Origin of the sequence: Rhodopseudomonas sp. (assembly GCF_048594845.1) — a bacterium.
Lineage (GTDB): Bacteria > Pseudomonadota > Alphaproteobacteria > Rhizobiales > Xanthobacteraceae > Rhodopseudomonas.
In genome coordinates, this window is sequence record NZ_JBMDXE010000363.1 from 51096 (window position 1) to 64253 (window position 13158).

At 65.8% G+C, this 13158-nt stretch carries 7 protein-coding genes; 3 read left to right on the top strand and 4 right to left on the bottom strand.

The window, feature by feature from the left end; translation table 11 throughout:
• Positions 1 to 5: 5 nt before the first annotated feature.
• From ACOJTD_RS25010 to ACOJTD_RS25025, 4 genes are read right to left on the bottom strand one after another with little or no spacing between them, the layout of a single operon-like run.
• Positions 6 to 3113, bottom strand: a complete 3108-nt coding sequence (locus ACOJTD_RS25010) for an efflux RND transporter permease subunit (protein ID WP_420135544.1) — start codon at positions 3111 to 3113, stop codon at positions 6 to 8.
• Complete coding sequence (locus ACOJTD_RS25015; RefSeq protein WP_420135545.1) at positions 3113 to 6217, bottom strand: efflux RND transporter permease subunit; 3105 nt, start codon at positions 6215 to 6217, stop codon at positions 3113 to 3115. The genes ACOJTD_RS25010 and ACOJTD_RS25015 overlap by 1 nt, the downstream gene beginning before the upstream one ends.
• A gap of 51 nt (positions 6218 to 6268) precedes the next feature.
• On the bottom strand, positions 6269 to 7669 hold the full coding sequence (locus ACOJTD_RS25020) for an efflux RND transporter periplasmic adaptor subunit (protein ID WP_420135546.1): 1401 nt from the start codon (positions 7667 to 7669) through the stop codon (positions 6269 to 6271).
• Entirely contained in the window at positions 7659 to 9107 is a 1449-nt protein-coding gene (locus tag ACOJTD_RS25025; protein WP_420135547.1) for an efflux transporter outer membrane subunit, read from the bottom strand. The genes ACOJTD_RS25020 and ACOJTD_RS25025 overlap by 11 nt, the downstream gene beginning before the upstream one ends.
• Positions 9108 to 9529: 422 nt before the next feature.
• On the opposite strand from ACOJTD_RS25025, the gene ACOJTD_RS25030 reads away from it, so the two are divergent.
• The 3 genes from ACOJTD_RS25030 to ACOJTD_RS25040 are packed head-to-tail and all read left to right on the top strand — an operon-like array spanning position 9530 to position 12975.
• On the top strand, positions 9530 to 10843 hold the full coding sequence (locus ACOJTD_RS25030) for an NAD(P)/FAD-dependent oxidoreductase (protein ID WP_420135548.1): 1314 nt from the start codon (positions 9530 to 9532) through the stop codon (positions 10841 to 10843).
• 11 nt (positions 10844 to 10854) lie between these two features.
• The gene (locus ACOJTD_RS25035; RefSeq protein ID WP_420135549.1) at positions 10855 to 11691 is read left to right on the top strand and encodes a DUF1365 domain-containing protein; all 837 of its coding nucleotides are present in this window, start codon (positions 10855 to 10857) and stop codon (positions 11689 to 11691) included.
• Positions 11692 to 11745: 54 nt separating this feature from the next.
• A complete protein-coding gene (locus ACOJTD_RS25040; RefSeq protein ID WP_420135550.1) occupies positions 11746 to 12975 on the top strand; it encodes a class I SAM-dependent methyltransferase in 1230 nt (409 codons plus the stop codon).
• Positions 12976 to 13158: the final 183 nt, after the last annotated feature.

Consider the following 13158-nt stretch of genomic DNA (forward strand, 5'->3'; position numbering starts at 1 on the left):
CGCGCTTACTCCGCCGGCACCGCAACGGGCGCAGACCCGCGCCGCCGTCGCATCCGGTCGATCAACAGATAGATCACCGGCGTCGTATACAGCGTCAGGATCTGCGACACGAACAGGCCGCCGATGATGGTGATGCCGAGCGGCCGGCGCAACTCTGTGCCCGGCCCGACCGCAACCACCAGCGGGATCGCCGCGAACAGCGCCGCCATGGTGGTCATCAGGATCGGCCGGAAGCGGACGATGCAGGCCTCGTAGATCGCGTCCGCGGACGACATGCCGCGCACGCGTTCGGCCTCCAGCGCAAAGTCCACCATCATGATTCCGTTCTTCTTGACGATGCCGATCAGCATGATGATGCCGACGAACGCGATCACCGTCAGTTGCGTTCCGGTGACCTGCAGCGCGAGCAGCGCGCCGAGCCCCGCCGAAGGCAGCGTCGAAATGATCGTCAGCGGGTGCGCCAGGCTCTCGTAGAGCACGCCGAGCACGATGTACATGGCAATCAGCGCCGCCAGGATCAGCAGCGGCTGCTTGTTGGAGGTCGCGCCGAAATCGCCCGCATTGCCGTCGAACGAACCGCGGATGCCTTCAGGCATATGCAGTTCGTCGACCGCGCGCTGGATATTGCTGGTGGCCGTCTGCAGCGGCACGTTGGGCAGAAGGTTGAACGACACCGTGGTGGACGGGATCGATTGCGAGTGGAACACCGCGAGCGGCGACAGTCCGCGTTTGGCGTGGACCACAGCCGACAGCGGCACCTGCGCGCCGTCACTGCCGGCAACGAAGATGTGGTCGAGATCGGTCGGATCGTTCTGAAATTTCGGATCGATCTCGAGCACCACTTGGTACTGGTTGCGCTGCGTGTAGATCGTCGCGATCTGACGCTGCGAGAATGCATTGTTGAGCGCGTTGTCGATGTCCTGCACGGCGACGCCGAGCCGCGACGCCATGCTGCGGTCGATCGACAGCGTCAGCTCGAGCCCGCCATCGTCGCGATCGCTGGAAATGTCGGTGATGCCGTCGACGGTCTGCATCCGCTTGGCGACGATCGGCGCCCATTTCTGCAACAGGTCAAGGTCGGTGCTGGAGATGGTGTACTGATAGTCGGAGTCGCTCTGCCGGCCGCCGGCGCGCAGGTCCTGCGCGGCAAACATGAACAGCCGGATGCCCGCCACCTGGCTGAGATTGCGGCGTAGCCGGTCGATCACCTGCTGGGTTGTGACGTCATCGCGCTCCGCCAGTGGCTTGAGGTTGATGAACATCGTGCCGCGGTTGGAGCCGCCGCCGCCCGGTCCGCCGCCACCGCCGAGCACCGAGCCGACGCCGGCGACCGCCGGATCGGCCATCACGATATCGGCGAGTTGCTCCTGCATCTTGCGCATGGACTGAAACGACACGTCGGCGGACGCCCGGGTCGCGCCGATCACGAATCCGGAATCGTCGATCGGGAAATAGCCTTTCGGCACCTTGACGTAGAGCGTCACCGTCAGCGCGATGGTGGCGAGGAACACCAGCATTGTGAGCCCGGGAAAGCCGAGCACCGCGCGCAGCGTCCAAGCATAGAAATTGACGATGCGGCCGAGCGTGCCCTCGACGACGCGGTCGTACCAGCGCGGCTGGCGCGGTGCGGTCTCGGCCTTTATGAAATGCGCGCAGATCATCGGCGTGACGGTCAGCGACACGACGGTCGACACCGCGATCGCGAAGGTCAGCGTCAGCGAGAATTCACGCAGCAGCCGGCCGACGATGCCGTCCATGAAGATCAGCGGCGCGAAGGCCGCGACCAGCGACAGGCTGATCGACAGCACGGTGAAACCGATCTGCTTAGCGCCCTCGATCGCCGCGCGCATCGGCTCCATGCCGTGTTCGAGATTGCGATACATGTTCTCGATCATCACGATCGCGTCGTCGACCACGAAGCCGACCGCGATCGCCAGCGCCATCAGCGACAGATTATTGATCGAAAAGCCGACCAGCCACATGCCCGCGCAGGTGCCGGCCAACGCGAGCGGCACCGAGATGCCCGCCGCAATGGTCGGCGTCAGCCGTCGCAGGAAGGTCAGCACCACCACCATCACCAGCACCGCGGTGGCGAGCAGCGTCCACAGCATGTCGTCGACACTGGCGCGGATCGTGCCGGTCCGGTCGGTGACGACCGAGATATCCACCGAGGCGGGAATCCACTTCTTCAATTCCGGCAGAAGCGCCTTCACCCGATCGACGGTCTCGATGACGTTGGCGTCGCCCTGCTTGGTAATCTGAATCAGCACGGCCGGCTGCTTGTTGTACCAGGCGATCTGACGGCGGTTGCGGGTGGCATCCGACACCGTGGCGACGTCGGACAGCCGCAGCGTGTTGCCTGAATTGCTCTTGATGATGATGTCGCCGAATTCCGCCGCGGTCCGCATCTGCCGGTTGGTCGAGATCGTCTCGCTCTGCCGGCCACCGTCGAACATGCCCACCGGCCCGAGCGGATTGGCGTTGACGATCGCGGTGCGGACGTCGTCGGTGGCGATCCCCGCATGGGAGAGCGCCACCGGATTCAGCGCGATCCGCACCGCCGGCTGGTCGGCGCCCGACACAGTGACGTCGCCCACACCTGGCACTTGAGAGATCCGCTGCGCCAGCACGGTGTCGGCGACGTCGTACAGTGCGCTGGCCGGCATCGTCTTGGAGGTCATCGCCAGGATATAGACCGGCGCCGCCGCCGAGTTGAACTTGCGGAAGGTCGGCAGCGTCGGCAGGTCGGTCGGCAGGTCGCTCACCGCCGCATTGATCGCGGCCTGAACGTCGCGCGCGGCCTTGTCGAGACTGCGGCCGAGCGAGAACTGGAGCTGGATGCGCGTGGTGCCGAGCGAACTGGTCGAGGTGATCTGCGACAGGCCGGCGATCTCGCCAAGGCGCCGTTCGAGGGGGGCGGCGACGGTCGCGGCCATCACCGACGGCGCGGCGCCGGGGCGCGACGCCGACACCATCACCATCGGAAAGTCGACATTGGGTACCGACGCCACCGGCAGAAACGCGTAGGCGACGACGCCGAGCAGAAACAGCCCGATCGCCAGCAGCGTGGTGCCGACCGGCCGCCGGATGAACGGCTCGGACATCGAGGCCATTACGGCGCCTCCCCCGCACCGGCCAGCGGCGGTGACGGTGTCGCCGGCGGCACCGCGCGCTCGAACCGCCGGTTGATGCGGTCGAGCGCCAGATAGATCACCGGCGTGGTGTAAAGCGTCAGCAACTGGCTGAGCAGCAGGCCGCCGATGATCGAGATGCCGAGCGGAAACCGCAGCTCGGAACCCGTGCCGCTTTCGACCGCGAGCGGCAGTGCGCCGAACAGCGCCGCCAGCGTGGTCATCATGATCGGACGGAAACGCAGCAGACATGCCTGCACGATCGCGTCGTAAGACGACATGCCCTCCGTGCGCTCGGCCTCGAGCGCGAAGTCGATCATCATGATGGCGTTCTTCTTGACGATGCCCATCAGCAGGATGATGCCGATCAGCCCGATCACCGACCGGTCCTGCCCGACCAGCATCAGCGCCAGAATGGCGCCGACGCCGGCCGACGGCAGCGTCGACAGGATGGTAATCGGATGAATGAAGCTCTCGTACAGCACGCCGAGCACGATGTAGATCGTCACCAGCGCGGCCAGGATCAGCCAGGGCTGGCCCGCGAGTGACTTCGAGAATTCGGCAGCATCGCCGTAGAACACCCCGGCGATGCTGCCCGGCATGCCGATGCGCTCTTCAATCACCTTGATCTCGTTCACGGCCTCGCCCAGCGATGCATTCGGGGCAAGGTTGAAGCTGAGCGCGACCGAAGGGAATTGCGCCTGGTGCGAGATCGCCAGCGGCGCGGTGGTGCGCTTCAGCTCGGCCACGGCCGAGATCGGCACCTGGGCGTCGCCGGTGCCGGGCACGTAGAGCTTGGACAGGATCGACGGATCCTTCTGGTAGACCGGCATCGCTTCCAGCACGACGCGATACTGATTGGCCTGGCCGTAGATCGTCGAGATCTGGCGCTGCGCGAAGGCGTCGTTGAGCGTGTCGTTGATTGCCTGGATGCTGACACCGAGCTGGCCGGCCCGCTGCCGGTTGATGTCGAGCGCGGCGCGCAGCCCGCCTTCCTGCGCCTCCGACGAGACATCGCGGAACAGCGGATCGTTGCGCAATTCGGCGACGAGCTTCGCGGCCCATTCGGACAACAGCGCGGAATCGGTCGCGGTCAGCGTGTACTGATATTGCGACCGGCTCGACTGGGTCGAAATCTGCACATCCTGCACCGCCTGGAAGTACACCGTCATGCCGGGGATCGGCGCCACCCGCTGCTTCAGCCGCTCGATCACCTCGCCGACGTCCGCCTTGCGCTGGCCACGCGGCTTCAGCGTCATCACCAGCCGCCCGACATTCGGCGTTGGGTTGACCGAGCCGGCGCCGACCACGGAGACCACGCCGACGACATCCGGATCGGCCTTGATCGCCTCGGCGGCCTCGGTCTGCCGCGCCTGCATCTCGGAGAACGACACGTCCTGGCCGGCCTGCGTCACCGCGGTGATCGAGGCGGTGTCCTGCAGCGGCAGGAAGCCTTTCGGCGCCACCGCATAAAGCAGCAGCGTCGCCACGATGGTCAGGAAGGTGACCACCAGCGTCGCGGGCTGATGCTTCAGCACCCACAGCAGGCTCCGGTGATAGGCCTCGGCGCCGCGGTCGATCCAGCGGGTGATGGCGGCGAGGCCCGGAATCTGCCGCTCCTCGTGGGCATGCTTGAGCAGCCGTGAGCACATCATCGGCGTCAGCGTCAGCGACACGATCGCCGAAGTGACCACAGCGATCGTCAGCGTCAGCGCGAATTCACGGAACATCCGGCCGACGAGGCCTGACATGAACAGCAGCGGGATGAACACCGCGATCAGCGACATCGTCAGGGAGATTACGGTGAAGCCGATTTCCCTGGCGCCCGACAACGCCGCCTGCATCGGGCTCTCGCCCTCCTCCATGTGGCGGACGATGTTCTCGATCATCACGATGGCGTCGTCGACGACGAAGCCGGTGCCGATCGTCAGCGCCATCAGCGACAGATTGTCGAGGCTGAAGCCGGCGAAATACATCACCCCGAAGCTGGTGATCAGCGACAGCGGCAGCGCCACGCCGGCGATGATCGTCGCGCGCATCGACCGCAGGAACAGCAACACCACCAGCGTCACCAGCCCGACACTGAGCAGCAGCGTGAACTGGACATCGTTGACCGAGGCGCGGATCGTCTCGGTGCGATCGCTGACCACGGTGAGCTTGATCCCCGCCGGCACCACGCGCTGCAGCTTGGGAATCTCGGCGCGGATGCCGCGCACGACTTCGATGACATTGGCGCCGGGCTGGCGCTGGATGTCGAGAATCACCGCCGGCTCGCCTTGGTACCAGGCGCCGGTGAGCTTGTTCTCCAGCCCGTCGCTGATCTGGGCGATATCGCCGATCGTCACCGGTGAACTGTTCCGATAGGCGACGATGATCGGCCGATAGGCGTCCGCAGCGGCGATCTGGTCGTTGGCGGCGATGGTGTAGGCCTGCTGCGCGCCGTCGAGCGAGCCCTTTGGGCCGGACACGTTGGCGCCGGCGATCGCCGTGCGCAGGTCCTCCATCGAGATGCCATAGGCGGCAAGCCGGGCCAGATCGGCCTGCACCCGCACCGCCGGCTTCAGCCCGCCGAGCACCGAGACACGGCCGACGCCGGTGATTTGCGCGAGCCGCTGCGCCAGAATGGTGTCGGCGACATCGCTCATGCCGCGCAGCGACACCGTGCTCGAGGTCAGCGCCAGCGTCATCACAGGCGCGTCGGCCGGGTTCACCTTGGCGTAGACCGGCGGGTACGGCAGGTTCTTCGGAAGGATGCCGGCGGCGGCGTTGATCGCGGCCTGCACGTCCTGGGTCGCGCCGTCGATGTCGCGGTTGAGGTCGAACTGAAGCTGGACCTGGCTGACGCCGTACGACGAGGTCGAGTTCATCGCCGTCAGCGACGGAATCTGGCCGAGCTGCCGCTCGAGCGGCGCGGTGATCAGCGACGCGACCACATCGGGGCTTGCGCCAGGCAGTTGGGTCGTAACCTGCACGGTCGGAAAATCGACCTGCGGCAGCGCCGAAACGGGCAGCGACAGATAGCCGAGCAGGCCGCCGAGCAGCGAGGTCGCGATCGGGCGCCGGATAAACGGCTCGGACACGCTCATGGATGCAACCTCATGGCTGCGGGTTCAGCTCTGCCGGGATCCGGCGGGCGCTCACGGCGCCTTCGCCGACCCCGACGATTCATTGCCGGACGGCGCAGCCCTCTGCGCGCCCGCTCCGCCCTCGCGGCGACGCTTGCCGTGCTCGCCCGAGGCGTTGTCGCCCTGCCCCTTCTGGCCTTCGGCGCCGGGCGGACCACGGCGGCGTTTCTGCGGGGCGAGATCGGCCGTCGGCACCTGGCTGGCGTCGCCGATGCTGACCTTGGCGCCCTCGGACAGGTTCGCGAAGCCAGTGGTGACGACGCGGTCGGCAGGCGTCAGCCCGCTGGCGATCACCGCTTCGGTCTCGTTCTGCTGCGTCACCTTGACCGGACGCGCGTGCACGACGTTGTCCTGATCGATGACGTAGCTGAAGGTGCCGGCCGGACCGCGCTGCACCGCGGAGGTGGGGATCACCACGACCTTGTCCAGCGTCTCGACCTTCAGCCGCACGTTGACGAACTGGCCGGGCCAAAGCTGATACTTGGCGTTGGGAAATTCCGCCTTCAGCTTCACCGTGCCGGTGGTCTGGTCGACTTGGTTGTCGATCCCTTTCAGCGTGCCGGTGTCGACGACGGTGACGCCATCATTGCCGAACACATCGACCGGCAGCGTGCGCTGCGCCGCCGCCGCGTTGACGCGGACGATCTGCTGCTGCGGCAGGCTGAACCAGACCGCAATCGGCTGCAGCTGCGTCAGCACCACGATGCCGGTCGTATCGGCCGACTTGACGATGTTGCCCTTGTCGACCTGGCGTAGGCCCGCGCGTCCCGAAATCGGCGCCACCACCTGGGTGTAGCTCAGCGTTGCGGCCGCATTGTCGATCGCCGCCTGATCCGAGCGCACCTGCGCCTCCAGCTGCGCCACGGTCGCCTTCTGAGTGTCGGCCTGCTGCTTGGAGCCGGCGTTCGACGCGGCGAGCTGCTGATAGCGCGTCAGGTCGATCCGCGCATTGGCGAGTTGCGCCTCGTCCTGCGCCTTCTTGGCTACGGCCTGATCATAGGCGGCCTGATAGATCACCGGATCGATCTCGGCGAGCACGTCGCCGGCCTTGACGTCCTGGCCCTCAGTGAAGTTCACCGAGATCAGCTTGCCGTCGACCTGCGCCCGGACCGTCACCGTGTTGAGCGCCCGCACCGAGCCGACACCGTCGAGATAAACCGGCACGTCCTCGATCTTCGGCGTGGCGGCCAGCACCGGCACCGACATGTCGGGACGCCCGCCCGGACCGCCATTGCCACGGCCCATCATGGCAGGCTTGGTCTGGAAGGCGCTCCAGGCGATATAGCCGAGCCCGCCCAGAATAACTGCGGTCACCAGCAGCGAAACGATCCGCCGCCGCGCCCGCGACGCCAGACTGCTTTTGGCCTCGGCATCCTTCCCGGACGCATCCTTCGAGTCCGGTTTAAAGAGCATTGACCGGCCTTTCCATCCTCGGCTCCCAGCCGCCCCCGAGTGCCTGAAACAGGCTGACGATCGCCAGATAGCGCGCAAGCTGCGTCTGGATCAGCGTATCCTCAGCCGTAAATAGTGTCAGTTGCGTGTTGAGAACAGTCACGATGTCCGCGGTGCCGGCGCGTAGTTGCTGCTCGGCGAGATTGAAGGCGCGGCGTGACGACGCCACCGCGTCGCGCTGCAGCCGCAGCCGCGTGGTGTTCTGCTTGATCGACTCCAGCGCGTTGTCGACGTCGGCGAAGGCCGACACCACAGTCTTGCGATAGGTCTGCAGCAGTTCGTCCTGCTGCGCCTTGGTCAGATCGAAATTGCCCTGGATGCGGCCGCCGTCGAAGATCGGCTGCGTCAGACCGGCGGCGAGATTGGAGAAGGTCGCCTGCGGCGTGAACAGCGACGCCAGCACCGCGCTCTGGTATCCGCCCTGTCCGGTCAGCGTGATGCTGGGAAAGAATTGCGCACGGGCGTTGCCGACATTGGCTGTCGCCGAGGCAAGCTGAGCCTCCTGTCGGCGGATGTCCGGTCGCTGCGTCAGCAATTCGGACGGCAGGCCTGGGGTCACCCGGGGCGACCCCAGGCTGTTCAGCGAACCACCCACGATCTTCACGCTCTCCGGTGGCCGCGCCAGCAGCGTCGCCAGCGTGTTGAGGTTCTGCGCCAGCGTCAGTTGCAGCGGCGGCACGGCGGCGCGCTGATTGGCGAGCACGCTTTCCTGCTGCGCGACGTCGAGATCACTGCCGGTGCCGGCGGCGAGGCGCTGTTTGATCGCGTCGAGGATGCGCTGCGCGCTGGCGATGTTCTCGCGCGCGGTCCGGATGCGGTCCTGCGAAGCCAGCACCTGGAAATAGGCGTTGGCGACGCTCGCCATCGTGGTCAGCGCCACGGTGTCGCGGTCGAACCTGTTCGCGGTCGCGGTTTCCTCGGCAGCAAGCGCCGCGTCGTGATTCTTGCCCCAGAAATCGATTTCGTAGCTGGCGCTCAGCGACGCCGAATAGGTCGCGTAGCGCCGGCCCGCGATGGTGGTGTTCTGGATGTTGCTGCCCGAGGTCTTGTTTTGCGAGCCGCTGCCATTGCCGGTGAGCGACGGCAGCAGCGCTGCGCCGGTGATGCGGGCCTGCGCGTCAGCCTGCAGGATTCGTGCGGTCGCGGCGGCGATGTCGAGATTGACGGTCTGCGCCTCTTCCATCAGCTGCGTCAGCTCCGCCGAGCGGAAGCCGCGCCACCAGTCGAGCGACGGCGGCCGGTCGATTGCGCTCGTCGAGACCGCCTTGTAGCGCGGCGGCACATCGAGCGCCGGATCCGGCAGGTCTTTGGTCAGGATGCAGCCGCCCGCCGAGACGACGAGCGCCGACGCCGCCATCATCCGCAGTGACTGGCCGAAGCTGCGCAGCGCTGGGCTCATGCAGGGCGCGACCTGTCGCTGGGCGCGGCGGATCGCCACGCACCTCGCACCTGACCGAACGGCGGACGATGCTCTCTGCCAGTCACTCGCAACCTGCTCTCGGAAAACACTTTCTCAAGCCCGCCGGCACTTTAGCCGGCAGAATGCGCGCCGCACAGACCCGTCGGGTGCGGCGCTGGTGACAGAATGTTTCCGCGCGCCCGCGGCTGTCTGCATCCTATCGCAGGTATCGCCTTGTTTTATGGGGTTTTCCCCAACTTGACCGAGTTCCTAGATAAGGCAAAGCTTACAAAGATTTCATCTGTTCGTTGCCGTTGTGGATCGACCCTGCCGGCTCGCTGCGGCTCAGCCCTGAGAGAGCTGAAACCCTGGCGGAGGCCCGTCGTAACTCGGGAACCAGTGGTGGGCTGAGGGGGCCGGGAATGCGGGTTGCAGTTGTTGGAACGGGAATCGCAGGCAATGCCGCCGCTTGGGCGTTGTCGTCGCGATACCCGGTGACGGTCTATGAGCGTGAGCTGCGTCCTGGCGGCCATAGCCACACCGTTACGGTCGACTATGACGGCACACCGATTCCCGTGGATATCGGCTTCATCGTCTACAACCAGCTCAACTATCCCGATCTCACCGCCCTGTTCGCCCATCTCGGCGTCGAGACGGTCGAGAGCTGCATGAGCTTTGCCGTGTCGGCCGATTCGGGCCGATTCGAATGGAAGGGCGGCGGTTCGAACTGGCTCGAGACCGCTCGCGGCCTGTTCGCGCAGCCGAGCAACCTGCTGTCGCCGTCCTATCTGCGGATGCTGCGGCACATCCTGATCTTCAATGAGCAGAGCGTCGCCGACTTCAAGTCGGGCGCCCTCGCCGGCCTGTCTCTCGGCGAATATTTCACAAGCCGCGGTTTCGCCCCGCGGCTGCTGACCGATTATCTGGCGCCCATGGGCGCCGCGATCTGGTCGGCGCCGGCGGCGGAGATCCTGGATTTCCCGGCCGAGAATTTTGTCGCCTTCTTCAACAACCATCGCCTGCTGCATTACGAGCGCCCGATCTGGCGTACCGTGAAGGGCGGCAGTGCCCGCTATGTCGAGAAGCTCACCGCCGCGTTCGGCGACCGGCTCCGGCTCGGCGCGGCTGTGACCGGCATCGAACGCACGCCGCAGGGGGTGATCGTGCGTGACAGCCTCGGCCACACCGATGTCTACGACCACGTGGTGATCGGCGCCCACAGCAACCAGGCACTGGAGATGCTGAGCGATCCGAGCGACGACGAGCGCGAGATCCTCGGCAGCATCGGCTACGCGCCCAATCTCGTCTATCTGCACCGCGATCCGCGGCTGATGCCGAAGCGCAAGCGCGCCTGGGCATCGTGGAATTTCCTGCGCTGGCAGCGCGCGCACTCACCGGTGAACGACGTCGCCGTGACCTACTGGATGAATCGGCTGCAGGGCATCGACTCCGACAAGCCGCTGTTCGTCAGCCTCAACCCGCCCTTCGCGCCCGACCCGGCCTTGACGTTCGGCCGCTACGCCTGCGACCATCCGCAATACACCGCCAAGGCGTTCGCCGCGCAGCGCCGGATCGGCGAAATCCAGGGCCAGCGCCGCACGTGGTTCTGCGGCGCCTGGACCGGGTACGGCTTCCACGAAGATGGCCTGCGCTCCGGCCTCGCGGTGGCGGAAAATCTCGGGGCGCCGGTGCCGTGGCGCGGCCCACCGACCGAATTCAGCCAGGCGGCGGAATAAGAGCAGCCAGCATGACGCCTCGTCCAGCCGACACTGTAGCAGCGACGACCGGCGACGCTCCGGCCTCGCTGTATGTTGGCGACGTCATGCATGCGCGGCTGAAGCCGATGGGGCATCGCTTCAACTACCGGGTGATGTCGCTGCTGATCGATCTCGACCGGCTGGCGGCGGCAGATCGAATGTCGCCGCTGTTCGGCGTCAACCGGCGCGCGCTGTACAGCTTTTACGAGAAAGATCACGGCGAACGCGACGGCTCGCCGCTGCGCGCGTATATCGATCGCTGCGCCGCGGCCCAAGGCGTCGATCTCACCGGCGGCCGCGTGCTGCTGCTGACCTATCCGCGGCTGCTGGGCTACACCTTCAATCCGCTGTCGGTCTATTTCTGCTACGCGGCAGATGGGATGCTGGCGCTGGTGGTGTACGAGGTCCGCAACACCTTCGGCGATATTCACCCGTATGTGCTGCCGGTCCGTCCCGGGGACATCTCAGCCGCCGGGCTGCGGCAGGCGCAGGACAAGCTGTTCTACGTCTCGCCCTTCATCGAGATGGCGATGCGCTATCACTTCCGCATCACGCCGCCGGGCGACGTGGTGAAGCTGCGGATCCTCGAGACTGACGCGGGCGGACCGCTGCTCGCCGCGACCTTCAGCGGCCGACGCCAGCCGCTATCCACGGCGTCGCTGCTGCGTGCGTTCGTCGCATTGCCGCTGATGACGCTGAAGGTGATGGCTGCGATCCATTGGGAAGCGCTGCGGCTGTGGGTCAAGGGCGCACGACTGGTGCCGCGCCCACCTGCAACGCCTCCAACCGGCTTTGCAGCACGCCCGCGCGATGCTTATACTCCATAAAGTGTGAGCCCGGCGCTTCCATCCGTGCGGCCTGGGCGCCCTGATGGAACAGAAATGCGCGAGTTAGTGACACTCACCCCTGATAACGTCGACACCCAGCTGACGGGCCTGCCGCGCGTTGTGCGGATGGCCTTGGCCTTCGGCGCGCGTCTTCGCCGCGGCACGTTGGACGTCACCCTACCCGATGGCCGCCGCTTCCGGATGGGCGGTGCCGAGCCGGGCCCCGCCGCCGAGATGCGGCTGCACAACTATGCGTTTGCCAGCCGGCTGATCAATGGCGGCGATATCGGCATCGCCGAGGCCTATCTCAACGGCGATTGGGACACGCCGGACCTGACGCAGTTCCTGTATCTGTTCTGCGTCAACCATGAGCTGATTCAGGCGATGCTCGGCGACAATCCGCTGATGCGGTTCGTCCAGATGGTCCGGCACTGGTTCAACCGCAACACCAAGCGTCAGGCCCGCAAGAACATCTACGCGCATTACGACATCGGCAACGCGTTCTATTCGGCGTGGCTCGATCCGAGCATGACCTATTCCTCGGCGCTGTTCGAGGATCACACCCACGACCTCACCGCGGCGCAAATCAACAAATATCAGCGGCTCGCCGAAGCGATCGACCTGCGGCCGGGCCAGACCGTGCTGGAGATCGGCTGCGGCTGGGGCGGCTTCGCCGAATACGCCGCGACGCAATTCGATGCGCGCGTCGTCGGACTGACCATCAGCAAGGAACAGCGCGATTTCGCGCAAGCGCGCATGCAGCGTGCCGGCATCGCCGACAAGGTCGAGATCAAGCTGCAGGACTATCGCGACGAGCGCGGCCAATACGACCGCATCGCTTCGATCGAGATGATCGAGGCCGTCGGCGAGCAGTTCTGGCCGAAATATTTCTCACAACTGCGCGACCGGCTGCTGCCCGGTGGGCTGGTCGGCATCCAGGCGATCACCATCCAGGATCGCTTCTTCGACGCCTATCGCCGCGAGGTCGATTTCATCCAGCGCTACGTCTTCCCCGGCGGCATGCTGCCGTCGCCGGAGATCCTGAAATCGCTCGGCGAGAAGTTCGGCGTGCCCGTCATCCGCGAGCGCATTTTTGGGGAAGATTATGCCAGGACGCTCGCGACCTGGAGAGACAATTTCCGCGCCGCATGGCCGAACCTGACGTCGCAAGGTTTCGACGATCGGTTTCGCCGGCTGTGGGAATACTACCTGGCTTATTGCGAGGCCGGCTTCCTGTCGGGGAACATCGACGTCCGTCAGGTGGTGTTCGCAAAAGCGAACTGATCCCGCCGTTTACCACGCATCTTCCGGCTGCCCGGCAATGCGGCAGGCTGCCTTGTCTCGCGCCGCCACGTCTCCTAGGTTGAGGGCCCGCAACCGGCCCTCACGCTTTCGGACATCATGATCATCAAGAACGACGTCGTCGACGCCATCGGCAACACGCCCCTCATCAAGCTGAAGCGCGCG